We start from the raw sequence: 25,187 nt of genomic DNA, 5'->3' as shown, positions 1-25,187 counted from the left end.
GCGCCGGACTGTTAATCCGTAGGTCCCTGGTTCGAGCCCAGGTCGGGGAGCCAAAAAGCCACTGTTTCAGGTCACAACCTTCTGAATCGGCTGTCTTAGTTGTGCCCATGTGGCTCAGTGGTAGAGCACTCCCTTGGTAAGGGAGAGGTCGGCAGTTCGATCCTGCCCATGGGCACCACACCATTTTCCGTAAGCGCCATGTTGGTCACGGCGCCTTGCCGGCGAGGTTGGGAGTTTCTCTCCCGCCAATCCCTAAAATTCAAGAAAATTGATGCTTGTCGCCCAGCGCGCCGGAGTGCTGGGCGCGTTCTTTCCTGCTTCGTGAAATAGTTCGCTGACAGTTCGGCTGTGCCTGTCTAAGGTGGGCGCATGGTGCATCCACCCGCTGAAAGGAGCGCTGCCATGTCCGCTTTGAATCAGACCACCCTGAAAGCGCTCGCCGTCTCGGCCAACGCCGCTGCCATGTATCTCGATGCCTGCGATGCCGGTCGGCAGGAGGGGCCGCTCGATCCCGCCTATTACCGGGCCTGTGGTGATCTGTTGATGAATATTTTCTCGCTGGTCGATGCGACCAACGCTTTTCCACGCCTGCTGAGGCAGTCGGCCGCCGCCCGCGAGTTGGCGGAATCCGTGCAGATCGCCCGGCGGCTGGAAATCAGCCGGGGCAAGTTTTACCCCCGGCTGGTCGCGCTGCTCAATCGCGCCGCAGCATGAAAATGTAAGCCTCAGACGCGCAGCAGCGCAATCTTCAGTGGCGGCTGGCCGTCATGGCTGGGGAAATCTTCTTCCGGTGCGATCCATTCCATTTCACGAACCGTACGGCCGGCTTTCTTGGCGCAGCGCAGCAGTTGCTCGCCCCAGGTTTCACGGGAAATCTGCGCGGCGTTGTTGCAGCAGATCAGCGTTCCGCCTTCGACGGTGCAGGCCAGCGCCAGCTTCATCAGCGCAGCGTAGTCGTTGACGATATCGACGACGCCGAAGGCGCTCTTGGCGTGGCGCGGCGGATCGAGAAAGACGACATCGAAGGCCCGTTGATCGAGCTTCGGGAAGGCCGGCATGCGCTTGCCGCGGACCATGGCCGCCTGGCCGAGGCCGGCCAACTGGCGCATGGCGGCAAAGGCGTCGCTCTGGACGAAACGCAGGCGGATCGGCAACTCGTTGAGGCGCGCATTTTCCTTGCCGACGCGCAGGTTCGATTCGGCGAAGTCGACGTTTACGACATGCGCTGCACCGGTCTTGGCGGCGGCGACGCCGACACCGCAGGTGTAGGCGAAGAGATTGAGCAGCGATTTGCCGACGGCTTCCTGCATGACGCGGCGCCGGCCGGCCCGCATGTCGAGAAAGAGCCAGGGGTCCTGACCGCTGTGGCGGCCCTGGACGGCGTAGCGGACGCCCATTTCGTTGAATTCGCGCGGCTTGTTGGCTTCGGCCAGCACTTCCGGGGGTAGCGGGTTGCAGATCCGCGAATTGGCCCGGCTGCGGTCGTTATAGACGGCGACCAGGCCGGGCATCGCTTCACTATAGAAGGCTTCGATGGCGGCCCGGTCGTGACCGTCGAGCGGTTCGTGGAAAGTCTGGATCAGCAGCAGATCGCCATAGCGGTCGACGGTCAGGCCGGGTTCGTTTTCGGTGCTGCCGTTGAACAGGCGATAGGCGTTGGTGTCTTCGGCATGCAGGCGCTCGATCAGTGCCTGGCGGGCGGTGAAGGCGGCTTGCAGGTGCGCGGTGAGTTGCGTGGTGGGCATGGAGTTTCCGGTAAGGTGGCAGCGATCGCCGCGGGAAAAACCGCCGGAAAGCCGAGGCGACGTATTTTACCGGACTGGCTCTGCGCCCGGGAGATTAAGGGCCGGCCATAGCCGCCAGTGGCCGCAGGCCGAACGGGCCCGCCGCTCCGAACCATCCCAGCCGCCGCCCTCGCAGAGGCCGGTGCTGGTTTCGCTGTCAATCGCTACGGTGGCCGCTTCGCTACCCGCCTGCCGTTGGCCACGCCAGCGTTCGCAACTGGCGCAACGCTTGCGGTCGACGGCCTGGTTCAGCAAGTTTTCGCGGCGCGGCAGGCGGCAATGCTTTGCGCCGCTGGGACGACCGGGCCACCATTGGCGATCCAGTCCTTGATACCGCTCTTGACGTTATAGACCCGGCTGTAGCCGGCCTGTTGCGAGAGAAACTGGCTGACCGGCTTGGTCCGGTTGCCAGTACGGCAGATGACGATGACCGGCTCGTCCGGCTTGGCGAATGGTTTGACCTTTTCCAGCCAGGCGGCCGCATCGTGCCGGCCGCGCTCGTCGAAGAAGGTCAGCAACTTGCTGCCGCTGACGATGCCGGTTTCTTCCCATTCCGATTGCAGGCGGATATCGATGATAGGGACGCCGCTTTTGACCAGCGTGTCGAGTTCGGCATTGTTGATATTGATCACCTCGGCGTGGGCGAACAGGGCGCCGAGGCTGAGGCAGAGGGAGAGCAGCAGGTGGCGCATGGCAAACCTCATTAATCAGAAAACGCTAATTATAGGGGCGACTGGCCGGCTTGCTCGTTGCGACCCGTGGATTCCCTTACTGGGTCGGACAATATCGAACCAGTGTGGTTCGGGCGAACTGCCGATTGCCGCCTCGCTGATTGCTGCCGCGCCCCGGTTGCTCAGCATGGGATAATCCGCCCTTTTTTCAGGGGCTGGCATGGCGCTCAAATCGACTATCTTCAAGGTGGAATTGCAATTGGCCGACCTTGATCGTTCGCACTTTGGCGAGTACGCGCTGACCATCGCTCGCCATCCATCCGAAAACGATCAGCGGATGATGGTCCGCCTGCTCGCCTTCGCGCTGTTTGCTTCGGAGAGCCTGGCCTTCGGCCGTGGCCTGTCGAGCGAAGACGAGGCCGATCTGGCCGATGTCGACCTGACCGGGGTCATCGAGCGCTGGATCGATGTCGGCCTGCCTGACGAACGCAATATCCGGCGTGCCTGCGGCCGGGCCAAGGAAGTCGTCGTGCTCGCCTACGGTGGCCGTGCCGCCGAAATCTGGTGGCAGCAGACGGCCGGCAAGGTGGCCGGGCAGAAAAACCTGCGGGTGCTGGCCTTGCCGCCGGCCGAGTCGCAGGCGCTGGCAGCCCTAGCGGCACGCAACATGCGTCTGCAATGCACGATTCAGGATGGCGTGGTCTGGCTGGGCGGCGATGACCAGCATGTCGAACTGGCGCCGAAAGTCCTGTTCGGGCCGGAAGCCGCTTAAGGCATCGCCGCTGCCTCCGTCCTTGCCGCTCACAAGCTTGTGTGAGCGGTTTCAACTCAAAGAATGATGGTGATTTCCTCACGCCGGACCAGGTCCTGCTCCATCTGCAAGCCGTCCATGTCGAGGGCGTCGTGGGCGGCGAGCAAGCCTACCGGGTGGCCGGCCCGATTGACCACCGGCATGTGCCGGAAGCCCCCTTCGTACATCAGGTGCAGGGCGTGTCCGAAGGGTTTTTCCGGGCTGACCATCTGCGGATTCCGGGTCATTACGGTAGCGATCGTGGTTTGAGCGGGATCGCAGTTGGCGGCCACGACCCGGAATACGATGTCGCGCTCGGTGCAGATCCCCTCCAGATAACCGTTTTCGACAATCAGAATGGCCGACGAATGCCATTCCTTCATGATGATCGCGGCATCGCGTACGGTGGTGTTCTGGGTGGCGGTGGGAAAGGCGCGTTGACCGATAACCTCGCCGACTGAACGATTTGGCATGGCAGTACCTCCTTCACATGGTTGGGCCGATAGCGGCCGAGTTGATTCGACATGTGTAGGAGATTGAAGTTCTTGCTGCATAGACCGACCGATGACCCTCGGCCCCTGGAGTGCTGCACGATTCAGTGACGCAGCAGGTTCCAGATCAGTTCGACGCCATCGATCAGCAGGTCGCCGACTTCGAGATCCTCGATGCGGCCTTGTTGTTTTTCTCGCTGGTAGCGCGATTTTTCCCGTTCGCGCATAACGATGGCGTCGCCGAGGGCTTCGACATCGCGTGTCGTTCGCCTGACTTCCGCCTGCTGAAAACGGGCAAGTGCCTGTTCGACGGCTGACGGGTCGAGAATGGCGATCGGCGAGCGGCAATGGCCGCAGGCATGCTCTTTCCTGATGTCCACTGGTGCGCCGCAACCGTTGCAGCGGATACTGCCGATCTTGACTGCCAGCTCGCTGATTTCGGCGCTGCTGAGCTGGCGGACGAAGCCCTTTTCGATCATGAACTGGGCGAAGGTCGTGAAGCGTCCGTGCTTTTGCAGGCAACGGTGGTAGTTGAACTGGCCGCCATGCTTGGCGACGTCGAGGCCGTGCAGCAGTTTCTCGGCGCAGCGCGGGCAGCGCAGCGGATCGCTCAGGGGCTGGCGCTGGCCGTCGCGATGGGCATGGATCAGTTTGAACAGCTCGATGATCCCGCCCGGTGTGATCTGCACGCTTTCAAAGTCGTCGAACCAGATACCCTGGCAGGGAAAGCAGAGGTCGAGCACGACCTCGCCATGCAGCAGGCGCTCGAAGCGCTGCTTGTACATGGTCTGCCGGCAGGAGGGGCAGGCGGTGGGCTTCACGCCGGACGGATGCTGCCGAGGTTGAGTTTGACGCCTTTCTTCATCTTGCCGATGACGTGCATTTCGCAGGCCTTGCAATCGAACTTGAGGATCAACTTTTCGCTGCCGTTGACCAGGGTCATCGGGTCTGGCTTCAGATGTTTCACTTCCTTCGGGCACAGGTTGAAGCTGTAGCGCAGGCAATGGCGGGTGATCATCAGCGAGACCATGCCTTTTTCCTGGTTCGCCTCGTAGGCCTCCGCAATCAGCTTGACGCCGTGCTTCTCGTAGAAGTGGCGGGCCTGGGCATTGAAGACGTTGCCAAGGTAGGTCAGCTCGTCCTGCGGATAAGGCACCGGGTTGGCGGCAGGTTCGGCGCGGGCCGGGCGCTGGTAGGCGGCGAGGCGGGCCGCTTCGAGCTGCTCGGTGGCGCCGCGGCGCAGGGCGTTGATGGCGCCGACCGGCAGGAACCACGGCTGCGACAGTTGCAGCTCGGCCGGCTCGGCGATGAACATCGTGTTGCCGAACTTGCCGAGGTTTTCCTGCAGCGTGCTCAGCGCCCGCTCGGCATTCTTGGCGATTTCCTTGCCGTGGGGCAGGTCGACCGCAGCACTCACGCCATCTTCGTCGGTCAGCGTCAGCCGGAAGCCGTCGGCGGTTTCGGCCAGCACGGGGCGGATCGAAATGCGGCGCTCGGCCGATTCTTTTTCCAGCGAACGCTCGAATTCCTGGTCGCGGTTGCGGAAGAGGGTGGCACCTTCGGTCAGTTCCTCGGGGATTTCGGCCGGGAACAGCGTCATGCCTTCGGCCCGGTTGATGCGCATGCCGATCACATCGCCATGGCCATCGTAGAAACAAACACCATCGCCGTTGTTGAAAGGCTTTTCGGCATCGACGGTAAAGAAACCGTCACCGATTGCGCGTACGTTGCCGATGATCTCGCCGACGAAGGCCGGTGAATCGAAAGCACCGATGTCGTCCTGCCGGCCGCCGGCGAAATAGTCGGTGTAGCCGCGGTTGAAGGTCTTGTCCGGCTGCGGCGTGAAGCTATAGGTGCTGCGCCCGGACGAGGCGCGACTGAATTGGGGATGCTCGGCGATGACTTCGTCGAGCAGCTTGCGGTAGTGCGCGGTGATGTTCTTGACGTAGCTGAGGTCTTTCAGCCGCCCCTCGATCTTGAAGGAGCTGACGCCGGCCTGGGCCAGCGCCAAGATGTTCTCGGTCTGGTTGTTGTCCTTCATCGACAGCAGGTGCTGGTCTTCGGTGATGGTCTTGCCCTTGTCGTCGACCAGCGTGTAGGGCAGGCGGCAGGCCTGCGAACATTCGCCGCGATTGGCGCTGCGCCCGGTGTGGGCGTGGCTAATGAAGCACTGGCCGGAGTAGGCGACACACAGCGCGCCATGCACGAAGTATTCGAGGGCCAGCGTCGTCTGGCGGGCGATGGCGGCGACCTCGTCGATCGACAGTTCGCGAGCCAGCACCAGTTGCGAGAAACCGGCATCTTCGAGAAATTTCACCTTAGCCGCATTGCGGTTGTCGGTCTGCGTGCTGGCGTGCAACTGGATCGGCGGCAGGTCCAGTTCGAGCAGACCCATGTCCTGGATGATCAGCGCATCGGCCCCGGCTTGGTAGATTTTCCAGGCGAGTTGGCGGGCGTCTTCCAGTTCGTTGTCGTGCAGGATGGTGTTCAGCGCGACGAAAACCCGGGCGTTGTAGCGGTGCGCGAAGGCGCTCAGGCGGGCAATGTCGTCAATCGTGTTGCCGGCCCCGTAGCGGGCGCCGAAGGCGGGGCCGCCGATGTAGACGGCGTCGGCGCCGTGCTTGATGGCTTCAATGCCGAAATCGGCGTTCTTGGCCGGGGCGAGCAGTTCGAGAGGGTGTTGGGGTCGAGTCATGGCGAACTTAGTAGGTAAACCGCGGCGCAAGTTTCTCGATATTGAACTCGCGCAGGATGGCTTCGGCCCGTTCGCGGGCATTCTTGCGCGGATTGCCCCGCTTGCTGGCGATGATCAGTTCATTCTTCATCGAGTGCTCCCAACCGACCAGTTCGGTGACGGTCACGTCGTAGCCGTGCGCTTCGAGTAGCAGGCAGCGCAGCACGTTGGTCAGGTGGCTGCCCAGTTCGCGGGTATGGATCGGGTGGCGCCACAATTCAGAGAGCGCCGTCTTGCCCAGCGATTCGTTCTTGCGGGCGCGCATCGTGGCGGCGACTTCGGCCTGGCAGCAGGGCACCAGCACGATGTGCCTGGCCTGCTTGGTCAGCGCGAAATGGATGGCGTCGTCGGTGGCCGTGTTGCAGGCGTGCAACGCAGTGACGACGTCGATCTGCTCGGGCAGGGCGCTGGAATGGGTTGATTCTTCGACTGTGACGTCGAGAAAGCTCATCCGGGCAAAGCCGAGGCGCTCGGCCAGTTGCCGCGATTTTTCGACCAGTTCCTTGCGCGTTTCGATACCGTAGATGTGGCCTGTCTCTTTTTCCTTGAAAAACAGGTCGTAGAGGATGAAGCCCAGATAGGACTTGCCGGCGCCGTGGTCGGCCAGGCTTTGCGCCTCAGCGAGCAGCGGTTCGATGAACTGGTACAGGTGATAGACCTGCTTCAGCTTGCGGCGGGTGTCCTGATTGAGTTTGCCGTCGCGGGTCAGAATGTGCAGTTCCTTGAGCAGTTCGATCGATTGCCCGGGGCGGATTTCGGAAATGGCGACAGCGGCGTTTTGCTTTTTCATAGGGTGTGGATTATCGCATTGGCGCAGCCGATACGGGGCGTTCGCCACTGGGTGGTGCTCTGTCCGGAGGCTGCTGTCTCAAAGTTTTTTCACGGAGCGTCGCCTGCTCGCGACAGATTAATGTTGTTGAAGAAATTCTCGGTGATTTCAAGTTATTGAATATAAATTGCTATTTTGTTTTTGGCACGCTCTTCGCAAAGTGTTGTTCAGGTTCGTCAAATTCGTGTCAACCGAACGCAGGCTGTGGCGTTATTCGGATCATGGTGATCCAACACCGAACTTCATACGGAGATACAAATGGGCAGTTTGAGCAACGAATCCTTTGAACAATTTCTGGATTCCCTGAAGAAAGCCGGCATTACGATTTCCAACGAAGCCGAACTGCGCGAGCGGCTGGCTGAAGCTCAACGCTGGCGTTTTGCCTTCCAGACGCTGGCTGCCAACGGCAAGGTCATCGGTATCAGCTTTGAAGACCATTCCGAAGGCCGCAACGAAGCTGAAATCAACCGTGCGTTCAACGAGTTCCAGTTTTCCGAAAAGACCAAGGCTGTTTTCTCGGCTAATCTGAAGCACTAAGAATTCCATAGCTTTTCTGCCCTTCGCGATGGCGGGGGGCAAAAGAAGAACGGGCGCCAAGCGGCGCCCGTTTTGCTTGGTTTCCGGCGACCATGGAAACAAAGGCTGGCCCTAGGGTTGACCGCCGGAAACAGCCAAAATCAGCGGGTGATCGGCTTGTAGCGAATCCGCTTCGGCTTGGCGCCTTCTTCGCCGAGGCGCTTTTTCTTGTCTTCCTCGTATTCCTGGAAGTTGCCTTCGAAGAAGTTCCACTGCGAATCGCCTTCGGCGGCCAGGATGTGCGTACAGATTCGGTCGAGGAACCAGCGATCGTGCGAGATGACCATCGCGCAGCCGGGGAATTCGAGCAGCGCATCTTCCAGCGCGCGCAGCGTTTCGACGTCGAGGTCGTTCGACGGTTCGTCGAGCAGCAGGACGTTGCCGCCGGTCATCAGCGTTTTGGCCAGGTGCAGACGGCCGCGTTCGCCGCCGGACAGGTTGCCGACCTGCTTGCCCTGGTCGGCGCCCTTGAAGTTGAAGCGGCCGATGTAAGCGCGCGACGGCATTTCAAACTTGCCGATCTGCAGGATGTCGCTGCCCTGGGCCAGTTCCTCGAACACCGTCTTGGAACCGTCGAGGCAATCGCGCGACTGATCGACGTAGGCGATTTTGACCGTCGGGCCGATGTCGACGGTGCCGGAGTCGGGCTGCTGCTGGCCGGTGATCATCTTGAACAGTGTGGATTTACCGGCGCCGTTCGGGCCGATGATGCCGACGATGGCGCCGGCAGGGATCGTGAAGCTGACGTTGTCCATCAGCAGCTTGTCGCCGAAGGTCTTGGTGACGCCGTTGAACTCAATGACCTTGCCGCCCAGACGCTCGCCGACCGGAATGAAAATTTCCTGGGTTTCGTTGCGCTTCTGGTATTCCTGGCTCGACATTTCCTCGAAACGGGCCAGACGCGACTTGGACTTGGCCTGGCGCGCCTTCGGATTTGAGCGCACCCATTCCAGTTCCTGCTTCATCGCCTTCATGTGGGCATCGATCTGTTTGTTTTCGGTCTCCAGGCGGGCTTCCTTCTGCTCCAGCCAGCTGGAATAATTGCCCTTGTACGGAATGCCGTGGCCGCGGTCGAGTTCGAGAATCCACTCGGCGGCGTTGTCGAGGAAGTAGCGGTCGTGCGTGACGGCAACGACGGTGCCGGGGAAGCGGACGAGGAACTGTTCCAGCCATTCGACCGATTCGGCGTCGAGGTGGTTGGTCGGTTCGTCGAGCAGCAGCATGTCCGGCTTGGCGAGCAGCAGCTTGCACAGCGCAACGCGGCGTTTTTCACCGCCGGACAGGTTGCCGATCACGGCTTCCCAGGGCGGCAGACGCAGCGCGTCGGCGGCCAGTTCCATTTGAGCTTCGGTGTCGGAACCGGCGGTTGAGATGATCGCTTCGAGGCGGGCCTGTTCTTCGGCCAGCTTGTCGAAATCGGCCTCCGGGTCGGCGTAGGCGGCATAGACTTCGTCGAGCTTGGCTTGTGCCTGCATGACTTCGCCGAGGGCGGATTCGACTTCTTCCTTGACCGTCTTGGCCGGATCGAGCTGTGGTTCCTGCGGCAGGTAGCCGATCGAGACGCCGGCCAGATGCTGCACTTCGCCGTCGTATTCCTTGTCCACGCCGGCCATGATCTTGAGCACGGTGGACTTGCCGGAACCGTTCAAACCGAGCAGGCCGATCTTGGCGCCGGGGAAGAAGGAGAGGGAAATATCCTTGATGATCTGCCGCTTGGGCGGGACGATCTTGCTGACGCGCAGCATCGACATTACATATTGAGCCATTGAGTCTGCCTGTATGAGTTATTTGAAAAGAGTTTGCGGGAAGGCGGTCAGTAGCCGCCAATATCCACGATGGCGTCGACCACCAGACTGCCGCCGATGGTGATCAGTAGGATGTCCGAGCCGACACGAACGTAACGATGGCCGCGCGGTGGTGGTGGCATGCGGTAAGCCAGGTCGCGGGGCAGATCGAAGTAAACAATGCTGGCGGGCAGCGGGCGTCCCTTCTGCCATTTTTTCGCCTGACCCGGCGGTACGCAGCCATTCCGCTTCTTGGCCAGACCGGGCGGGCAGTGGCCGCTACTGAACTGCGGACCATAGTAGTCGTGAATGGCCGAGCGATGCGAGTCGCCAAAGTAAATTTCGATGGATGGGCCGCCCCGGTAGCGATCGTCGCGATAGTTCCGGTCATCCCGGCTATCCCGGCGATCGTCGTAGCGTTCTTCATGCCGCTCGCCACGGTCGTGGCCATGATCGTGGCCGTGCTTGCCACCCTTGTCGGCCAGGACTGCCGAACTGGCCAGCAGGGTTGAGCAGATGAGCGCTAGCAAACGGATGGGGGGGCGGGAGCTCGCGCTCATAAGCTTGTTCAAAAATGGAAAACACGAAGTCTACGAGGCTTCGTGTCGCTTGAACAGTCCCGGGCATCGTGGAGGCCGCTTGGCGGCCTGCAGGGTCAGGTCAGGGCGCTGACTGGAAGGCCGAGATCGCGATGCATCAAGACGGCCGGTGCATCGACGCGGGGGCAGAGGCGCAGTTCGCCGATCTGCTGGAAGCCGAATTCACGTTCGTAGAAACGTGCGTGGCGCGGATTGACTTCAATCAGGGCATCGGTTGCCGCAAAAATGGCGTGGGCGTAATGATGGGCTGCCGCAAACAGGGTGAGTAGCAGGTGGCGGGAGCTGAATTCCGGATCGACGGCAAAGCGGGAAAATTCGCAGATCGTCCGGCCTCGTCCGCGCAGGCTTTCTACCTCGCGGGCGTAGAGCGCTTCTGAAAGCAGACCGTGATGGGAGTCCCGGCCCAGGGCGAGGGTGGCGATCAGGTCGTCATCCTGCCAGGCAGCCAAGGCGACCCGGTTGGGGTCGTCCAGGTGGTCTGAAATATTATCGGTCAGGTAGCCGCGCCAGGCATACATGCGGCGAACAAGTAGGCTGGCGGCGCGGCGTTGATGATGGTCGGCAACCGGTTTGACCAGCAATGCGCCGGCCGGGGTCGTCGAGACAGCCCCGGGTCGGCTTGGGATGCTTATGCTGATCGAATCGCGGGGGGCGGAGAAATGCATTATGGGATTCTATGGTGTGCTGGGAAAGCTTTCAACCGGCAAGCGCGGCTATGGGTAGGGAAACTTCGCTTAGGGGTTTGATTGGATGCTGCTTTTCGGCGGAGATCGCATTGATATCTCCGCAGAGTTCGCCGCCTTCGTCAATAACCAGTTTGCCGTAGCGGATCTTGCCGCTGACCTTGCCGGTGCTGTGGATGATCAACTGCGAACGTGCGGTCAGTTCGCCTTCAAAATTGCCATGAATTTCGGCGATGTCGATGCTGACCTTGCCGGCGAAGGAACCCTGGTCGGCAATCCGGATGACCCGGCTGTCCATGGTTGCCTCGACGCGTCCTTCGACGACCAGCGTGTCGCAGTCGAGAATTTCCGCGCCCTTCAGTTTGACATCCGGGCCAACAATCAGACGAGCACCCATCGTGCTTTCGCTCGCCGGTTCGGTTACGTTTATCGGTTGCTGGGTTTTTGAGGCGACAGAGGTGCTATGCGGTAAGGCTTTGTCACTTGACTCGGTTGTGGCTTGGGAGATCGTAGGAGGGGTGCCAAGAATGTTGCGAACATCCTTTTTGGCGATGGTGTCGTTGCGATTGCTCAGGCTGGGTTTGTTGAACATGGGGGAAGCTCCGTGGTCTGATGTTGCGGCAATTGGCTCTTCCCTTTGCGATTAGCGTGCCAGTAAATATTTATCATTGTCGTATCAACACGTTATTGTGTTTTTCTTACCTCGCAATCGGGCGCTGGTCCGGCATGTGTCGCCAATTGGCGACAGCAGATTGATGAGCTGGGCTAAAGCCGCGCTATGACTGAAATCAGCTTGTCGGCAAAAAGCGACAATGTATTTAATCTGCTGATTTAAAACTGTTTTTGTATTGACATTGGAATTGAAAAATTCCTGCTTTGCTGACCGTTGCTATCGATAATCTGAGTCCTGCGGTCTACACTGTTATTTTTGCTAAAACCGATTGCATGCTTCGAATTTCCTTTCGCCGGGTGATGCTGGCCGGCTTTGTCCTGATCATTCTGCTGCTGGGTGGAATGGCCGTGCGCAGTTGGTTGGTGGTCGAGCGCTTTGTCAGCCAAAGTCGCCAGGGCGGCGAATTGGCGCTGCAACTGACGGCTTCGATCCAGGAGCTCGGTGAAAGTACGGTTGATGTCGAGCGTAGCGCCAGGCAGTTTTTGGTGCTCGGCGATGCAGTCATCCGTCAACGTTTCGATGAAAACATTGCGCATTCACTGGCCGCCGTCGATCGACTGGAGTTGATTGCCGCCTCGCCGCTTGGCGGCTTGCTGGCCGATTGGCGGGCAACCGCGGAGCAATTGAAAGCCGGCCTCGATGGCGGGATGCATAAAGCCGAGCTTGCTCCATTGCTGGCCCGTCTGGTTCAGCTCAACGAGGATATGAAGGCGGTTGGGCAGCATTGGGTGGAGTTTCAGAATGCCCAGGTTTTGCTGGAGCTTGAGCGCAATCGCTTGCGTCTCGGCTGGCAATTGATCACCGCATTGCTCGGTGCTCTGGTGGTGGCGACGGCGATGGGCTGGTGGTTGATGCGGCCGATGCGGCATCTGGAACGGGCGATTACGCGGCTGGGCGAAAAACGCTTTGATGAGGCGGTGGTGGTTGGCGGACCGGCGGACCTGCGCCAGCTTGGTCGGCGTCTGGATTGGCTGAGGCTGCGTCTGGCTGAACTGGAGGCTGATCGCGAACGGATGCTGCGGCATGTCTCGCATGAGTTGAAAACGCCGCTGACGGCGCTGCGTGAAGGTGTTTCGCTGCTCCGGGAAGAGGTGCCGGGGCCGCTCGGCGACTCGCAACGCGAGGTGGTCGAGATCCTGCAGCACAATGTTCTGGCCCTGCAGCGCCAGATCGAAAGCCTGCTCAGCCTCAATGCCGCCTCTTTCGAGGCGCGCCGGCTGGAATACTCGCCGGTTTCCCTGCGGGCCTTTCTGACCGAGGCCGTGCGCCGTCGCGAATTGCAAGCCCAGGCCCGACATCTGAGTTTGCAGGTTGAGGCGGCGGATAGCGAGGTCAGCGTAGATGCGGCGAAGCTGGCGGTGGTGGTCGACAACCTGCTTTCCAACGCCATTGATTTCAGCCCCGAGGGCGGGGAGGTTAGCGTGCGGGCGACGCTGGACGAGGCCGGGGTGCGCCTGGAGTGCGCCGATCAGGGGCCGGGGGTGGCATCGGAAGACATCGAGCGAATTTTTGAACCATTTGTTCAGGGGCAGCGGCGGGCGCCGATGCCACGCCGGGGGAGCGGTGTCGGACTATCCATTGTTCGTGAACTGGTCAGGGCGATGGGAGGACAGGTTGGTTTGCTGCCAAGTAGTCGAGGCGCGCATTTTTATGTGGATATACCGAATGAACGACAATAAAAAGATCGGTAGCGTGAAGTGCTGGCTGCCGATTCTGCTGGCTCTGGCGCTGTTTGGCTGCGCCAGCGAGCCGAAACCGGTGAGCCGTCCGCCAATGCCGGAGTCAGGCGTGATTCCGGAGTCAGGTGTGATCCCGGCCTTGAGCTACTACCAGATGCTGCACCGGATGTCGGCTGCCGAGATCGGGCGCGAGCGCATGGTGCTCGCTGCCTTGCCGATGACCCCTTACGGTCAGTTGCGCATGGCCATGGTGATTGGTCATCCGCGCGTGCAGCAGGATTACGGACGGGCGCTTGGGTTGCTCGATGGCGTACTCAAGTCCACCGACCCGGCGGCACAACCCTTGCAGCTATTGGCCCGCTTACTGGCTGACAACTATCTGGAGCGTCAGAAAATGGAGTCTCAACTTGAAAAGCATGGGCAGCAATTGAAAGAGAGTCAGCGCAAGGCCGCCGAGTTACAGGAGAAAATCGATGGTTTGGCCGATATCGAGCGGACCTTGCCGCAACGGCCACGGACGCCACGTGCAATGACTCCGGGAGTGGCACGATGACGGCTGCCATGAATGAAGGGGCTCACATTCTGGTCGTTGATGACGACGAGGATATCCTGCGTCTGCTGTCGATGCGCTTGCGGGCTCGTGGTTTTCGCGTCTCGATGGCCGGGTCGGCCGAAGAGGCCTTGACGCACATCGCCGTCGATACGCCACGCGTCGTCGTCAGCGACGTCCGCCTGCCGGGGCGCGACGGCCTTGCCTTGTTCGAGGAGGTCCATAGCACCCGCCCGACCTTGCCGGTCATCCTGCTGACGGCGCATGGCACGATCCCGGATGCGGTCGACGCAACATCAAGGGGGGTTTTCGGTTATCTGACCAAACCGTTCGACAGCCAGTTGCTGCTCGAAAAGATCGATCAGGCGCTACAGCTGTCCGCTCCGGGGGCGTCCGGCGATACGGCCAATTCACTGGGTTCGGGCATGCAGTCGGAAGCGTGGCTGGCCGGCATCGTCTTTCGCAGTACGCGGATGGCCGGCTTGATGTCCGAGGCTCGCATGGTCGCCGCATCCGATGCCAGTGTGTTGATTCGCGGCGAGAGCGGGACCGGCAAGGAAGTCCTGGCGCGCGCCATCCACCGGGCCAGTCCGCGTGCCAACGGCCCCTTTGTCGCCATCAACTGTGGTGCCATTCCCGAGCAGTTGCTCGAGTCCGAATTATTCGGTCATGTCAAAGGCGCATTTACGGGGGCTGGCAATACCCGGATCGGCCTCTTTCAGTCAGCCAATGGTGGCACGCTCTTTCTCGATGAAATTGGCGACATGCCGCTGGCGCTGCAGGTCAAGCTGCTGCGGGTGCTGCAGGAGCGGATGGTACGGCCGGTTGGCGCGACGCGAGCGGAGCCGGTCGATGTTCGTCTGCTTTCGGCGACGCATCGCGACCTCGATGCGGCAATGGCTGAAGGGCAGTTCCGGGAGGATCTCTACTATCGCCTGGATGTCGTTTCGCTGACCTTGCCGCGCCTGGAAGAGCGGCGTGAGGATATTCCGCCGCTGGCGGCACATTTTGTCCAGCAGGTCGCCGGCAAATACGGCAAGCCGATCAGCGGTTTTGCACCGGATGCGCTTGAGGCGCTGGCCACGGCAGCCTGGCCCGGCAATGTTCGGCAGCTCTATAACGTAGTGGAACAAAGCTGCGCCCTGACTTCGACGCAGTTGATCCCGCTGTCGCTGGTGCAGCGTGCCTTGCGCTTGCCAACCATGGAGGCGCTGACCTATGGCGAGGCGAAGCAGCGTTTCGAACGCGGTTATCTGGTCCAGTTGCTCAAGTTGACCGATGGCAATGTGGCTGATGCAGCACGCATTGCCGAGCGTAACCGTACCGAGTTCTATCGTTTGCTGCAGAAGTACGACCTGACGCCGGCCATGTTCCGCAGTGACGGCGACGGCGTCGCTGAGCGGTGACAGTCGTTTGCCCCGATAAATAAGGCGTTGCAGGCAAAAAGGGAACGCGCTGTCGCTAGCGGGCGACGAAAATGACTGGCGGTATTTTGCCGATATTTCACATGTTATTGATTTGTATATAAAAAAATGGCTGGCACGAAGTTCGCAATATGCCTTTTGTGTTCAATATCAAAAGGAGCTAAACATGAGCAACCATAAAGGGATTGCTGCGACCGTGCTGGTTTTTGGCCTGCTCGCCGGCTTGGGTTTCACCGCTTTCGCCACCGATAACCCGCAAGCTGCCGCGCTATCGGCTGGCGAGGTGCCGGACGCGACGCTGAATGATCGGGTCGAGACCTTGCTGCGCACCGATATCGGCCTGGCCGGCGGTCAGTTCCGGGTGCAAACCAAAGCCGGTATCGTGACCCTGGCCGGCAGCGTGCCGGATGAGCATGCACTGCGGCGGGCGCTGGATCTGGTCAGCAGCGTCAAGGGGGTGCGGGAAATCCGCAACAGCATGGTGGTCGAATCCCCAAAGTAGCTGCGGGGCGCAGGCCCGGCCTGTGGTCGGGTCTGGTCAGATTGATTCCAGCGTTACCAGGAGCGCTTCCTCATCAACTGTATCGCCCTCTGTGACATGAATGGCGACGACCCGACCGGCGTAGGGGGAGGGGATGTCGAGGGCGACCTTGCCGGTTTCCAGCGTCAGGATGTTGTCGTCGCGTTCGATCAAATCATCAATTTTCACCAATAATTCAAGGATGAAGACATTGCCGCTGGCACAGGAGCCGCAGCTTTCCCAGCACTCTGGATATTTGGGCATTCTGATGAAATTGGCGCGCATTACACATTTTCCTTGAAAACCCTTGCATTCTACGCATTCATCCGTATAATGCGCGGCTCTGACAGCGCGCCCGTAGCTCAGTTGGATAGAGTATCTGGCTACGAACCAGAGGGTCGGGCGTTCGAATCGCTCCGGGCGCGCCAACTACATGATGCAAAAGCACTTAGGCCAATCTTTGATTGGCCTTTTTGCTTTTTGCGGGAGAAATCCTGGGCTTGGCCGCCGACCCCGGATTTTCTGCGAATCATCTCCCGGCCTTGATTCCTTCGGCCCAGTTCCTCGCCATTTCACGCCAAGGCACCCCCTTGCTTTTTGAGCAAGGAACTCGGCGTCACTCGCTCATTTTCCGAGGCTTGTGCAGGGCGCTCCGCGTCCTGCCTTCCCGACCTAGGGTAATACCCGGTTCCCCCGCTGCCAGCGAGGCTCTAAGCTGTTTGCAAAAGAAGAATGCAGACTAAGAGGTCGTTGGCAATGACGTATCCGATGGAGCCAGGCTCCAGTTTCAAAACGATCAACCTGGATTACTTGCTGACCAATTTGGGAGGGAATGCCGGGGCTGCCAAAAGGCTGGTTGGCATGTATCTGAGCAATCAGCCGACCCTGCTGGACTCACTTGATCAAGGCATCAGCAATGCGGATTTGCGTGCCATCAAACAAGCGGTACATGACATACGCGGCAGTTGCGTCCTGTTTTCGGCGAATGCCTGCCTGGTTCTGGCGCGCCGGATTGAGGACGGATTGCGCCAAATGGCGCCTGATACGCTGCCTGGCGGAGTTCTGAACGATGACTTGATGGCCGATTGCCTCAGTCTTCGTCAAGCGGTGGTGGCGATGGGGGATGAGTTGCGAACGGTGCTGGCTGTTGAGCTACCGGGGGCTGACTGATGTGTCAGGTGATCAGACCATACTGCATTGCGTAACGGGTCAGGCCGGTGACATCGTGCACGCCGATTCTCTCCATCAACTGGGCGCGATGAAATTCGACGGTTTTCGGGCTGATCTCGAGATCGCGGGCGATTTCCTTGGTGGTTTTGCCGGAGGCGACCAGGCGGAGGATTTCTGTCTGGCGAACGGTCAGTACGGTGCTGCCGGCATGGTCGCCGTCCGGCAGGGGGTGATTCAGTGTTTCCTGAACGCGCGGCGACAGGAAGCAGCCGTTGTTGGAGACCGTTTGAACCGCAAGTTGCAACTCTGCGAGGAGGAAGTCTTTCAGCAGGTAGCCGTTGGCGCCGGCCGCCATGGCCTGTTCGATGATCTCGTGACGGTCGATGCTGGACAGGATGAGGATTCGGGTTGCCTGGTCGAACTGACGGATGGTTTTGGTGACTTCGATGCCCGACGGGCCGGGCATGGCGATGTCGAGAACCGTGATGTCGGGCTTCTGGCGCCGAACTTCGGCGATCGCCTGGTTGCCGTCGGCGCATTCGGCAATGACTTCGTGCCCGGGCAGCGATTCGAGCAGAGCGCGAACCCCGGCACGAACCAGCAACTGGTCGTCAGCGAGAATGATCCGGAGCGTTTTCATGCGGGATGGAATATGTCAAACGGGCTGAATTGTAGCGGATGGAGTTGCTGAGCGCGCCGTTCTTTCTGGCCTTTTCAGTGTTGCGGATAATTTTCAAAGAGATTCGCCTGGCCGTTGTTGGTGAGAGTCCCGGATTGAAGTCAGGAGAATCGGTGGTGGAGAGCGAAATAATGATGCTGGTACGTCGGGCGATTGCTGGGGCGAAGATTCTTCTGGTCGAAGATAATCCGGTGAATCAGGAGGTTGCCCTGTTCATTCTCGAAGACTTTGGTTTGCATGTCGACGTTGCTGAAAACGGCAGTCTGGCGCTGGCCCGATTGCAGGCGGCGGCTCCGGGATATTATGACCTGATCTTCATGGATATGCAGATGCCGGTGATGGATGGCCTGACTGCCACCCGGGAGATCCGCAAGAATCCCGATTTCGGCAAGCTGCCGATCGTGGCGATGACGGCCAATGTCACGCCCGAGGACCGGCAGGGCTGCTTTCAGTCCGGGATGAATGACTTTGTCAGCAAGCCCATCTTCCCGGAAGAGTTGGCCAAGGTGCTGCTGCGCTGGATTCCTCCACGGGCAGCAGGCGATCTGGCTTGGGAAGCGACATGAGTCCTGGACGGGGCACGGGCCTGACACGGTGTGGTAGGGAAGAAGAGGGTTGTCGATTCTGGGTCAAAATTGGTGCGGTGCACAAATTGCTTGACATGCCCTTGGGGTTGGCTAGAATGAAGTCATGTTGCGGTGCAGCAAATATATAAGCAGCACCCAAGGATTACCCCAACCCCAACGGAGAATTTACCATGATCACCAAACCTGAAGATTTCGCCAAGTCCGGTTTCAACTTCGCCCTGTTCTTTGCCAATACCGCTTTTGACGGCGTCGAACGTCTGGCCCTGCTGAATCTGGCAGCCGCCCGTTCGGTCTTCGAAGTTTCCATGTCCAACTTCACCACGCTGCTCGGTGCCAAGGACGTCCAGTCCTTCGTCGCGCTGCAGAAGACGCTGGCTTCGCCGTCCATCGAAAAGGGCATGGAGTATTCGCGCAACGTGATCGCCATCGCCTCCGAAACCAAGGACAAGATCGCCAAGGAAGTTGAAACCCAGGTTGCCGATACCAATGCCAAGGTTTCCGGTCTGGTTGAAAAGGCCCTGGCTTCTGCTCCGGCTGGTTCCGAAGTGGCTGTCGCTGCCGTCAAGACCGCCATTAAGTCGGCCAACGAAGCTTACGAAGGCCTGAACAAGGTTGCCAAGCAGGCTGCCGAAGTTGCCGAAGCCAGCGTTGCCGCTGCGACTGCCGCGACCGTCAAGGCCAGCAAGGCTGCCTGATTGCTTCGGTAGTCACGCATAAAAAAGCCGGAGCATGCTCCGGTTTTTTTTCGTCTACGTTTTCCCGAGTGGTCGGGCGGCTTACTTCCGGTTGGCCCGGACCAGCTTGCCCTTGCCGCCGCGATTGCCGCGACAGATTTCCAGCCGTTCGCCCTTGAGCTTGCCAGCGACACCGTCGACCACCGGCACGATATCTTCCAGCGCCGTCTTGCCCGGGGCGGCGTCGATCAGCTTGAGGCCGCGGCCCTTGGCGAGCAAGCGAATTTCTTCCAGATTGAAGACCAAGGCCCGGCCATCCTTGGTGATGCAGGCGATTTCGCCGTCGGCCGGGGCCGGCATGAAAACCGCGGGGGTTTCGTTGTCGCCCAGTGACAGGAAGGCCTTGCCGGCCTTGCCGCGCGACATGAAGTCGCTGCCTTGGCAGCGGAAGCCGTAGCCGCCGTCGGCCGCCACCAGATAGGTCTTGTCATTCGACACGGCCAGCGCCAGGCAGGGCTTGCCGCCTTCCTGGAAGTCGGCCAGCGAGGTGGCCGGAATGCCGTCACCCTTGCCGCCGGGGATGTCCGAGGCCGGGATCGAATAGGCGCGGCCCTTGGTATCGAGCAAAATCAGGTGGTCGACCGTCCGGCACGGCAAACAGGCGAGCAGGCTGTCGCCGGAACGGAAAGTCAGTTGCGTCGGGTCGATGCTGTGGCCCTGGCGCGAGCGCAGCCAGCCGTGTTTGGAGACGATCAGCGTCGTCGGTTCATCGACGATGGAAACGGTCTTCGCGTCCGACATCGTGACCTTGGCGTCGGCTTCGATCAGCGTCCGGCGGTCGTCACCGTACTTCTTGGCATCGGCCTCGATTTCGCTGGCGACGCAGGCGCGCAGCGCTTCTTCCGAACTCAGCAGGTGGTTCAGGCCGGCCGCTTCGGCGCGCAGCTTGGCCAGTTCCTCGCCGATCTTGATCCCTTCCAGCCGCGCCAACTGGCGCAGGCGGATTTCGAGGATGTCTTCGGCCTGGATTTCGGACAGCTTGAAGTGCGCCATCAGATCGGCCTTCGGGTCGTCCGATTCGCGGATGACCTTGATGACGCGGTCGATGTCGAGCAGGATCGCCTGCCGGCCTTCGAGAATATGGATGCGCTTTTCAGCGGCCGTCAGCCGGTGGCGGGTGCGCCGTTCGACCGTGGTCAGCCGGAAGCGGCACCATTCCTCGATCATGCTGTACAGCGAAGCCTGGCGCGGCGTACCGGTGACGCCGAGCACGGTCAGGTTGATCGAGGCGTTGGTTTCGAGGCTGGTGTGGGCGAGCAGCATGCGCACCAGATCGTCCTGACCCTGGCGCGACGAGGCGGGCTCGATGACCAGGCGGACGTCGTGTTCCTTGCCAGATTCGTCACGCACGCCGCTTTCCGAAATGGCAGACAGGAAGGCGGCTTTCAGGTTGAGCTGTTCCGGCGTGAACACCTTCTTGCCAGCTTTTTCCTTGGCGACCGGGTTGGAGCAGGCTTCGATTTCCGACATCACGGTCGCCGTCGACACGCCCGGCGGCAATTCGGTGATGACCAGGCGCCACTGGCCGCGCGCCAGATTCTCGATCTTCCACTTGGCACGGACGCGCAGGCTGCCGCGGCCGCTCTTGTAGGTGGCCGCAATTTCCTCGGGCGAGGAGATGATCTGCGCGCCGCCCGGGTAGTCGGGGCCGGGAATCAGTGCCAGGACTTCGTCTTCGCTGAAATTCGGGTTTTTGACGAGGTTGACCGCAGCATTCGCCACTTCGCGCAGATTGTGGGCCGGGATTTCGGTCGCCATGCCGACCGCGATGCCGGAGGCGCCATTGAGCAGGCAAAAAGGCAGGCGGGCCGGGAGCAGCGCCGGTTCGTCATTGGCGCCGTCGTAGTTGGGCTTCCAGTCGACCGTGCCTTCGTCGAGTTCGGCCAGCAGCAGCTCGGCAATCGGCGTCAGGCGGGCTTCCGTGTAGCGCATGGCGGCGGCGTTGTCGCCATCGCGCGAGCCGAAGTTGCCCTGGCCGTCGACGATCGGGTAACGCAGGCTCCAGTCCTGGGCCATGCGGACCATCGCGTCGTAGACCGACGAATCGCCGTGCGGGTGGTATTTACCGATCACGTCACCGACCACCCGGGCCGATTTGACGTGGCGCGGGCTCTTGTACAGGCCCATCCGGTGCATGGCGTAGAGAATGCGGCGCTGCACCGGTTTCTGGCCGTCGGCCGCCGAAGGCAGGGCGCGGCCGGTGACGACGCTCATCGCGTATTCGAGATAGCGGCGGGCGGCGTAGTCGGCCGGCGATGGGATATCGTCGGCCGGGCCGTTGGCCGAGGGCGGCAGATCGGGCGGAGCGGCGGAACCGGCCTCCGGCAATGAATCATCTGCGGCTTCCGGCGGCAATTCAGCGACTGCTGCGGTTGCCTGGGCAAGCGTTTCTGGTTCGTCGGCGGGCGGTTTGGCGCTGCTGTCGAAGAGGTTAAGCTGGTCGGTCATGGTCTTGCATCCGCATCCTGAATCAAGTCGGCGGCAAATTTATCATAGGGTGGATGTACTCACCGGCAATTCGCCCGAATCGGTGGCCGGGGTATCAAGCCGCTGCAGCGGGGTGGTATTCAGAACAACGGATTCTGCCTGTCGTCTGGCTCCGGGAGCGACTTGGGTTTGGCCGCTGCCTTAGCCGCCAGTTTGATTCCGGCACCCCACTTCAAGGCACCGGTCGAGCGCCACAAATCGAGATGGCGGCTGCGATATAACCAGGCTTCGTCGTTGCCGCCGACGGTGATGCCCTGCCCCGTCATACGTGGCATTTTTGGATTGGCCGCATGCAGCATCTTCCACACCTTGGGCGACTGGGCGGCAGCGGTCTTCAGCGCCGCTTCCGCATCGCCCAAGCGTCCGGCGGCGAACAGCGCCAGCACCCTGCCGAACTCGGTCGAGGCAAAATCATCCGGATAACGGGCGGCCACGGCGATGGCCTCATCCGGCAAACCTTGGGCGACCAGCGCGTGGATCAGGTTTTCGCGCAGCCCGGTGTTGTCGTTCGGGTTGGCGACATTGACGCTCCAGCGCAGCAGGTCGAGGGTTTCGGCCGGGCGGCTGGCGGCGAACTCGTCGACGTAATAGCAAACCAGCGTTAGCAGCGGGCGGTTGAAAAGGAAGCCCCAGGGCAGTTCCTGCTCCAATGCCTTCAGCTTGCCCAGTACCGTCTGGCGCAGCGCCTCGCTGCGTTCCAGCAGCCGGCGGGTCAGGGCATCCTTGCTGCCGGGCAGGGCGTCGGGCAGCATGCCCAGCAGTTCGCTCAGGTCGCGCAGCACCATGAAGGATTGGCCGGCCAGTGGCCGCATCGCCAGAAAATCCATCAGGCCATCCAGGTTGTATTCTTCACGGATATCCATCCAGGCCGACTCGAGCTGCTCCAGTCTGGCTTTTGCTGTCAGTTCGGCGCCGTGAGCCAGCCGGTATTCGCTGGCCGGCGCCGGCCAGTGCTCGATGACCGCGGCTAGCTGCGAAACCGGCCCGCCGCCCAGCGATAGCGTCCGTAATAGGCTTTCGTCGCTGCCTTCGGCCAGATCGTGGAGCAGGGCGATCAGGTCGCTGTGGTCGTATTCCTGGTCGCGGGCGAGGCGGGCTGCCCAGAATTTGGCGCGGGCTTGTGCCTCGGCGCGGCGACCTTCGGAGACCAGCACCAGTACTTCGAGGTGCGACAGCGCCGGCGCGTTCGGCGTCAGCCGTTGCGCCTCGCGGAAGGCTTCCCAGGCCTCGGCGTAATCGCCCCGGTCGCTATGCACGGTCGTCTGGCGCTGCCAGCCGGCCGAACGCAGCATCTTGTCCGGCGCGGCTTTGAGGGCATCGATGAACTTCTGTTTCTTGCGCGGCGCGTCCACCTCCAGGTAGGCGTTGAGCAACTCATCGGCCGCCCATTCCGCTCGTTCGTCAAGTTCCGGCAAGTGCGTGAACAGCTTTTCGAGCAGAGCCACCGCATCTTTCGCCCGGCCGTTCTCCAGCCAGTCGTGGGCCACACCGGCCAGCGCCTGCGGCGACAACTCCAGCAGCGGCAGTTCGAGCAGGCGCTTGCGAGAGAAGCTCGCCAGCACCTTGCTCAGCATCAGTTCCTCGGAAACGCCCAGTTCTGCCATATCGGCCATGCCGCAACACTGCTTGAACTTCCTGCCTGAGCCGCACAGGCAGGGCGCATTGCGCTCCGGTCGGGCCCGTTTAAGTGGGCGAAAGCGGTTGTCCGGGATCGGCGTCGCGTTCCACATTTCCAGCGCTACTGCCGTCGCCATGCCGCGGAGCATTTCGGGTGCCTGCTCCGCCTGCGGAATGCCGGCTGCCTTCAGCAGCAGCGGGACCATGCCCTCCATGCGGTCACGAAACTCGGCGAAGGAAATGCCTTCGAGAATCAGGCGGGCCGCGGAGAAGCAGAGCAGATCGACGGCTTCCTGCCAGTCGAGTTGGTCAATTTTCTGCATTAGGTGAAAGCGCTTATTCGGTGTGAGAGTGAGGTATTGACTACAGGTTTTCTAATCGAGTAACCCAGGCGTTGAAACGAGGGCATGCCGCACGGATTGCCGGCAGGCCGATCTTGCTTGCAATCAGTACCCCATAGTGTGGTTTGGCATGAGCATAGTTTGGCCAGTGGGCGATCAGGCGCTTGGAGGGGGCTGTTTGTGGAGAGTTGTTGACGTCCTCCGGCCCGGCGAACTGAGCTAACTGGGCCTGCCAGTTGGTAATTGTCTGCGGTGATACGTCAGCGTAGCCAAAAGCATTCAGGTCGCTGAATAGCAGTGCCTCGTATTCATGCAATTGCATGTAAGGGATCAAATTGGCCTGGCCGATATCTGCCTGCAGGTTTGCCTCAAGCGCGGCCACCTGGATTTGCGCAGGCTGGTTTGCATTCCAGTCGGTGATACCGGGGAAATCGGTGGGCAAACCATAAACATCGAACAACGTTGTCACGCGAGCAGTCGGGTCTTGTTGGCACCATTGCCGGACTTGATGTCTGAGCTTGCCGTAGCTGACCACGCCGCCCTTGTGTCCCTTGCTGGTTTGAATGATGCGTGGCGTCAGCCAGACATCAAAGTTTGCCAGATGCGGAACAAGCAGTTTGCGAACAAAGGATTCCTCGGTCTGGCCTTCAACGAGGATATTTACGCGGGTATGGTTGCCGGCCATTAGCTGGGTCTCCCGCCGAACATGTTCTGTTTCCACATTTCGCCGAGCGAGTATTCATCAAGCCAGACCGCAAGATTTTTTGGGTCAAGGCGCTTGAACGTGGATTGATCATTTTCACGGTCTACGACGATTACCTGGTCCGGCGAGAACTGGTTGAGTAGTTCAACAGACTGTGTGGAAACGATAAGTTGGTGTTTCACCGCAGCCTGATGCATCAACGACGCCAGCAGTTCGATGGCGTAAGGGTGTAGGCCCAACTCTGGCTCGTCGAACAGGATGGTGGCCGGCATCAGTTCGTCAGGCTGGAGCAGCACGGTGGCCAGGCAGATAAAGCGCAGGCTGCCATCCGAGAGATGATGGCCGAGAAACGGAAAATCGCTGCCGATTTCGTTCCACTCCAACTGGATCGAGTTCTGGTCGAGCGGGTTTGGGCGCAACTGAAAGTCGGCAAAAAATGGCGCCACCAACTGAACGGTGTCGACGATACGGCGATAGTGATCCGGGAACTGTTCGCGTAGACGGTAAAGATAGGCTGCGAGATTGGCGCCGTCCGGGCGCAGCCAACCGTTGTCGTTGAGCGCGCAGGGCTGTTTCATAGGTGCCGTGTCGCTGGTGTCGTGGAAGTGATAGACGATCCAGCTTCTGACGGAAGGAACGACATAGCTTGCGACCTTGGCATGGCGACCGCTTCCCGAAAGCGTTTCGGCATGACCAGAACCGAGCGAGAAGGTGTAGCCGTTGTAGTCCCAATAAAACTGCTCCCAAGCAAAGATCAGGGTATTGCTGAGCGTGGGTTCCAGGGCAAATTTGTAGCCATTGCTGCCAAAGTACATCTCGGCCGACATTTGCGGCGTGCGCTTGCGGCCATAGTGGAGCATGGCATCAGGGCCGCCAGATTTTGCGATGAAGTAATTGAGTTCACCGGCCATGAGGCGCGCCAGCAGGCGGAAGAAGCTGATGAAGTTGCTTTTGCCAGCCCCGTTGGCACCGATCAGCACATTCAGATTGGTGAGCGAGAAATTTTCCAGTTCGCGGATTGATTTATAGCCGCGGATACTGATTTTTCGAATTGAGTTCATGGCTGGTAGCTCGGCAGCAAT

At 60.5% G+C, this 25,187-nt stretch carries 26 protein-coding genes and 3 tRNA genes (1 of these 29 only partly in view); 13 read left to right on the top strand and 16 right to left on the bottom strand.

Annotation, left to right across the window (positions count from 1 at the left end):
- From AT959_RS13440 to AT959_RS13430, 3 genes are all read left to right on the top strand, one after another.
- A tRNA-Asn gene (locus AT959_RS13440) sits at window positions 1-53 on the top strand; it begins 55 nt to the left of the window's first position.
- Window positions 54-103: 50 nt separating this feature from the next.
- Window positions 104-178, top strand: a tRNA-Thr gene (locus AT959_RS13435).
- Between the two features lie 224 nt (window positions 179-402).
- The gene (locus AT959_RS13430) at window positions 403-714 is read left to right on the top strand and encodes a hypothetical protein (RefSeq protein ID WP_066883887.1); all 312 of its coding nucleotides are present in this window, start codon (window positions 403-405) and stop codon (window positions 712-714) included.
- 11 nt (window positions 715-725) lie between these two features.
- On the opposite strand, the gene AT959_RS13425 is transcribed toward AT959_RS13430, so the two are convergent.
- Together AT959_RS13425 and AT959_RS13415 are read right to left on the bottom strand one after the other, a co-directional pair.
- Window positions 726-1,745 (bottom strand): class I SAM-dependent rRNA methyltransferase, encoded by a 1,020-nt coding sequence (locus tag AT959_RS13425; RefSeq protein WP_066883885.1) that lies wholly within the window; start codon window positions 1,743-1,745, stop codon window positions 726-728.
- Window positions 1,746-2,032: 287 nt separating this feature from the next.
- Window positions 2,033-2,476, bottom strand: a complete 444-nt coding sequence (locus AT959_RS13415; protein WP_066883881.1) for a rhodanese-like domain-containing protein — start codon at window positions 2,474-2,476, stop codon at window positions 2,033-2,035.
- A gap of 199 nt (window positions 2,477-2,675) precedes the next feature.
- On the opposite strand from AT959_RS13415, the gene AT959_RS13410 reads away from it, so the two are divergent.
- Complete coding sequence (locus tag AT959_RS13410; RefSeq protein WP_066883879.1) at window positions 2,676-3,227, top strand: YaeQ family protein; 552 nt, start codon at window positions 2,676-2,678, stop codon at window positions 3,225-3,227.
- A 56-nt stretch (window positions 3,228-3,283) separates the two neighbouring features.
- Here the strand turns inward: AT959_RS13410 and AT959_RS13405 are convergent, their stop codons facing one another.
- The 4 genes from AT959_RS13405 to AT959_RS13390 all read right to left on the bottom strand — a co-directional run bounded on the left by AT959_RS13405 (window position 3,284) and on the right by AT959_RS13390 (window position 7,260).
- A complete protein-coding gene (locus AT959_RS13405; RefSeq protein ID WP_066883878.1) occupies window positions 3,284-3,718 on the bottom strand; it encodes a CBS domain-containing protein in 435 nt (144 codons plus the stop codon).
- Between the two features lie 122 nt (window positions 3,719-3,840).
- Window positions 3,841-4,557: a TFIIB-type zinc ribbon-containing protein gene (locus AT959_RS13400; RefSeq protein WP_083518401.1), complete on the bottom strand. Its 717-nt coding sequence runs from the start codon at window positions 4,555-4,557 to the stop codon at window positions 3,841-3,843.
- On the bottom strand, window positions 4,554-6,431 hold the full coding sequence (locus AT959_RS13395) for a peptidase U32 family protein (protein ID WP_066883873.1): 1,878 nt from the start codon (window positions 6,429-6,431) through the stop codon (window positions 4,554-4,556). Before AT959_RS13395 ends, AT959_RS13400 begins: the two co-directional genes overlap by 4 nt.
- A 7-nt stretch (window positions 6,432-6,438) precedes the next feature.
- Window positions 6,439-7,260: a class I SAM-dependent methyltransferase gene (locus AT959_RS13390; protein ID WP_066883871.1), complete on the bottom strand. Its 822-nt coding sequence runs from the start codon at window positions 7,258-7,260 to the stop codon at window positions 6,439-6,441.
- Between the two features lie 297 nt (window positions 7,261-7,557).
- Between AT959_RS13390 and AT959_RS13385 the strand changes: the two genes are divergently transcribed.
- Window positions 7,558-7,836, top strand: coding sequence for a hypothetical protein (locus AT959_RS13385; protein WP_066883869.1), 279 nt, complete (start codon window positions 7,558-7,560; stop codon window positions 7,834-7,836).
- A 140-nt stretch (window positions 7,837-7,976) separates the two neighbouring features.
- Here the strand turns inward: AT959_RS13385 and ettA are convergent, their stop codons facing one another.
- From ettA to AT959_RS13365, 4 genes are all read right to left on the bottom strand, one after another.
- A complete protein-coding gene (gene ettA / locus AT959_RS13380) occupies window positions 7,977-9,641 on the bottom strand; it encodes an energy-dependent translational throttle protein EttA (RefSeq protein ID WP_066883867.1) in 1,665 nt (554 codons plus the stop codon).
- Between the two features lie 47 nt (window positions 9,642-9,688).
- Window positions 9,689-10,219: an RcnB family protein gene (locus AT959_RS13375; RefSeq protein ID WP_066883865.1), complete on the bottom strand. Its 531-nt coding sequence runs from the start codon at window positions 10,217-10,219 to the stop codon at window positions 9,689-9,691.
- Window positions 10,220-10,314: 95 nt separating this feature from the next.
- Window positions 10,315-10,923, bottom strand: a complete 609-nt coding sequence (locus tag AT959_RS13370) for an N-acyl amino acid synthase FeeM domain-containing protein (RefSeq protein WP_157651305.1) — start codon at window positions 10,921-10,923, stop codon at window positions 10,315-10,317.
- 31 nt (window positions 10,924-10,954) lie between these two features.
- Entirely contained in the window at window positions 10,955-11,533 is a 579-nt protein-coding gene (locus AT959_RS13365) for a bactofilin family protein (RefSeq protein ID WP_066883861.1), read from the bottom strand.
- A gap of 353 nt (window positions 11,534-11,886) precedes the next feature.
- Here AT959_RS13365 and AT959_RS13360 point away from each other — a divergent pair, with 353 nt between their 5' ends.
- From AT959_RS13360 to AT959_RS13345, 4 genes are all read left to right on the top strand, one after another.
- The gene (locus AT959_RS13360; RefSeq protein ID WP_066884436.1) at window positions 11,887-13,293 is read left to right on the top strand and encodes a sensor histidine kinase; all 1,407 of its coding nucleotides are present in this window, start codon (window positions 11,887-11,889) and stop codon (window positions 13,291-13,293) included.
- Complete coding sequence (locus AT959_RS13355; protein WP_066883859.1) at window positions 13,280-13,846, top strand: permease; 567 nt, start codon at window positions 13,280-13,282, stop codon at window positions 13,844-13,846. Before AT959_RS13360 ends, AT959_RS13355 begins: the two co-directional genes overlap by 14 nt.
- The gene (locus tag AT959_RS13350; protein ID WP_088178977.1) at window positions 13,843-15,249 is read left to right on the top strand and encodes a sigma 54-interacting transcriptional regulator; all 1,407 of its coding nucleotides are present in this window, start codon (window positions 13,843-13,845) and stop codon (window positions 15,247-15,249) included. Before AT959_RS13355 ends, AT959_RS13350 begins: the two co-directional genes overlap by 4 nt.
- A 184-nt stretch (window positions 15,250-15,433) precedes the next feature.
- Complete coding sequence (locus AT959_RS13345) at window positions 15,434-15,769, top strand: BON domain-containing protein (protein WP_066883857.1); 336 nt, start codon at window positions 15,434-15,436, stop codon at window positions 15,767-15,769.
- 36 nt (window positions 15,770-15,805) lie between these two features.
- Here AT959_RS13345 and AT959_RS13340 read toward each other — a convergent pair whose 3' ends face one another.
- Complete coding sequence (locus tag AT959_RS13340; RefSeq protein WP_066883855.1) at window positions 15,806-16,072, bottom strand: biotin/lipoyl-containing protein; 267 nt, start codon at window positions 16,070-16,072, stop codon at window positions 15,806-15,808.
- Window positions 16,073-16,138: 66 nt separating this feature from the next.
- On the opposite strand from AT959_RS13340, the gene AT959_RS13335 reads away from it, so the two are divergent.
- Window positions 16,139-16,215 (top strand) — tRNA-Arg (locus tag AT959_RS13335).
- 328 nt (window positions 16,216-16,543) lie between these two features.
- Entirely contained in the window at window positions 16,544-16,957 is a 414-nt protein-coding gene (locus AT959_RS13330; RefSeq protein ID WP_157651304.1) for an Hpt domain-containing protein, read from the top strand.
- Window positions 16,958-16,961: 4 nt separating this feature from the next.
- On the opposite strand, the gene AT959_RS13325 is transcribed toward AT959_RS13330, so the two are convergent.
- Window positions 16,962-17,597 (bottom strand): response regulator, encoded by a 636-nt coding sequence (locus tag AT959_RS13325; RefSeq protein ID WP_066883852.1) that lies wholly within the window; start codon window positions 17,595-17,597, stop codon window positions 16,962-16,964.
- Window positions 17,598-17,635: 38 nt separating this feature from the next.
- Between AT959_RS13325 and AT959_RS13320 the strand changes: the two genes are divergently transcribed.
- Window positions 17,636-18,202: a response regulator gene (locus tag AT959_RS13320; RefSeq protein ID WP_083518400.1), complete on the top strand. Its 567-nt coding sequence runs from the start codon at window positions 17,636-17,638 to the stop codon at window positions 18,200-18,202.
- Window positions 18,203-18,393: 191 nt separating this feature from the next.
- Entirely contained in the window at window positions 18,394-18,918 is a 525-nt protein-coding gene (locus tag AT959_RS13315; RefSeq protein ID WP_066883849.1) for a phasin family protein, read from the top strand.
- An 81-nt stretch (window positions 18,919-18,999) separates the two neighbouring features.
- Here AT959_RS13315 and parC read toward each other — a convergent pair whose 3' ends face one another.
- From parC to AT959_RS13295, 4 genes are all read right to left on the bottom strand, one after another.
- The gene (gene parC, locus AT959_RS13310; RefSeq protein ID WP_066883847.1) at window positions 19,000-21,405 is read right to left on the bottom strand and encodes a DNA topoisomerase IV subunit A; all 2,406 of its coding nucleotides are present in this window, start codon (window positions 21,403-21,405) and stop codon (window positions 19,000-19,002) included.
- 119 nt (window positions 21,406-21,524) lie between these two features.
- Window positions 21,525-23,384 carry a YecA family protein gene (locus AT959_RS13305; RefSeq protein ID WP_066883845.1) on the bottom strand — a complete coding sequence of 620 codons (1,860 nt, stop codon included), beginning with the start codon at window positions 23,382-23,384 and terminating at the stop codon, window positions 21,525-21,527.
- Window positions 23,385-23,424: 40 nt separating this feature from the next.
- The gene (locus AT959_RS13300; protein WP_066883843.1) at window positions 23,425-24,087 is read right to left on the bottom strand and encodes a DUF4276 family protein; all 663 of its coding nucleotides are present in this window, start codon (window positions 24,085-24,087) and stop codon (window positions 23,425-23,427) included.
- Window positions 24,087-25,166, bottom strand: a complete 1,080-nt coding sequence (locus tag AT959_RS13295) for an AAA family ATPase (protein ID WP_066883842.1) — start codon at window positions 25,164-25,166, stop codon at window positions 24,087-24,089. The genes AT959_RS13300 and AT959_RS13295 overlap by 1 nt, the downstream gene beginning before the upstream one ends.
- Between the last annotated feature and the right edge of the window lie 21 nt (window positions 25,167-25,187).

It is taken from the genome of Dechloromonas denitrificans (genome assembly GCF_001551835.1).
In the GTDB taxonomy this organism is placed as follows: domain Bacteria; phylum Pseudomonadota; class Gammaproteobacteria; order Burkholderiales; family Rhodocyclaceae; genus Azonexus; species Azonexus denitrificans.
This window is presented reverse-complemented; position numbering and strand designations above follow the sequence as displayed.

What these genes read in the sequence shown, in the direction of transcription:
- AT959_RS13430 (WP_066883887.1), top strand. Translation starts at nt 403, where the DNA reads ATGTCCGCTTTGAATCAGACCACCCTGAAAGCGCTCGCCGTCTCGGCC.
- AT959_RS13425 (WP_066883885.1), bottom strand. Translation starts at nt 1,745, where the DNA reads ATGCCCACCACGCAACTCACCGCGCACCTGCAAGCCGCCTTCACCGCC.
- AT959_RS13415 (WP_066883881.1), bottom strand. Translation starts at nt 2,476, where the DNA reads ATGCGCCACCTGCTGCTCTCCCTCTGCCTCAGCCTCGGCGCCCTGTTC.
- AT959_RS13410 (WP_066883879.1), top strand. Translation starts at nt 2,676, where the DNA reads ATGGCGCTCAAATCGACTATCTTCAAGGTGGAATTGCAATTGGCCGAC.
- AT959_RS13405 (WP_066883878.1), bottom strand. Translation starts at nt 3,718, where the DNA reads ATGCCAAATCGTTCAGTCGGCGAGGTTATCGGTCAACGCGCCTTTCCC.
- AT959_RS13395 (WP_066883873.1), bottom strand. Translation starts at nt 6,431, where the DNA reads ATGACTCGACCCCAACACCCTCTCGAACTGCTCGCCCCGGCCAAGAAC.
- AT959_RS13390 (WP_066883871.1), bottom strand. Translation starts at nt 7,260, where the DNA reads ATGAAAAAGCAAAACGCCGCTGTCGCCATTTCCGAAATCCGCCCCGGG.
- AT959_RS13385 (WP_066883869.1), top strand. Translation starts at nt 7,558, where the DNA reads ATGGGCAGTTTGAGCAACGAATCCTTTGAACAATTTCTGGATTCCCTG.
- ettA (WP_066883867.1), bottom strand. Translation starts at nt 9,641, where the DNA reads ATGGCTCAATATGTAATGTCGATGCTGCGCGTCAGCAAGATCGTCCCG.
- AT959_RS13375 (WP_066883865.1), bottom strand. Translation starts at nt 10,219, where the DNA reads ATGAGCGCGAGCTCCCGCCCCCCCATCCGTTTGCTAGCGCTCATCTGC.
- AT959_RS13370 (WP_157651305.1), bottom strand. Translation starts at nt 10,923, where the DNA reads ATGCATTTCTCCGCCCCCCGCGATTCGATCAGCATAAGCATCCCAAGC.
- AT959_RS13365 (WP_066883861.1), bottom strand. Translation starts at nt 11,533, where the DNA reads ATGTTCAACAAACCCAGCCTGAGCAATCGCAACGACACCATCGCCAAA.
- AT959_RS13360 (WP_066884436.1), top strand. Translation starts at nt 11,887, where the DNA reads ATGCTTCGAATTTCCTTTCGCCGGGTGATGCTGGCCGGCTTTGTCCTG.
- AT959_RS13355 (WP_066883859.1), top strand. Translation starts at nt 13,280, where the DNA reads ATGAACGACAATAAAAAGATCGGTAGCGTGAAGTGCTGGCTGCCGATT.
- AT959_RS13350 (WP_088178977.1), top strand. Translation starts at nt 13,843, where the DNA reads ATGACGGCTGCCATGAATGAAGGGGCTCACATTCTGGTCGTTGATGAC.
- AT959_RS13345 (WP_066883857.1), top strand. Translation starts at nt 15,434, where the DNA reads ATGAGCAACCATAAAGGGATTGCTGCGACCGTGCTGGTTTTTGGCCTG.
- AT959_RS13340 (WP_066883855.1), bottom strand. Translation starts at nt 16,072, where the DNA reads ATGCGCGCCAATTTCATCAGAATGCCCAAATATCCAGAGTGCTGGGAA.
- AT959_RS13330 (WP_157651304.1), top strand. Translation starts at nt 16,544, where the DNA reads ATGACGTATCCGATGGAGCCAGGCTCCAGTTTCAAAACGATCAACCTG.
- AT959_RS13325 (WP_066883852.1), bottom strand. Translation starts at nt 17,597, where the DNA reads ATGAAAACGCTCCGGATCATTCTCGCTGACGACCAGTTGCTGGTTCGT.
- AT959_RS13320 (WP_083518400.1), top strand. Translation starts at nt 17,636, where the DNA reads ATGGAGTTGCTGAGCGCGCCGTTCTTTCTGGCCTTTTCAGTGTTGCGG.
- AT959_RS13315 (WP_066883849.1), top strand. Translation starts at nt 18,394, where the DNA reads ATGATCACCAAACCTGAAGATTTCGCCAAGTCCGGTTTCAACTTCGCC.
- parC (WP_066883847.1), bottom strand. Translation starts at nt 21,405, where the DNA reads ATGACCGACCAGCTTAACCTCTTCGACAGCAGCGCCAAACCGCCCGCC.
- AT959_RS13305 (WP_066883845.1), bottom strand. Translation starts at nt 23,384, where the DNA reads ATGCAGAAAATTGACCAACTCGACTGGCAGGAAGCCGTCGATCTGCTC.
- AT959_RS13300 (WP_066883843.1), bottom strand. Translation starts at nt 24,087, where the DNA reads ATGGCCGGCAACCATACCCGCGTAAATATCCTCGTTGAAGGCCAGACC.
- AT959_RS13295 (WP_066883842.1), bottom strand. Translation starts at nt 25,166, where the DNA reads ATGAACTCAATTCGAAAAATCAGTATCCGCGGCTATAAATCAATCCGC.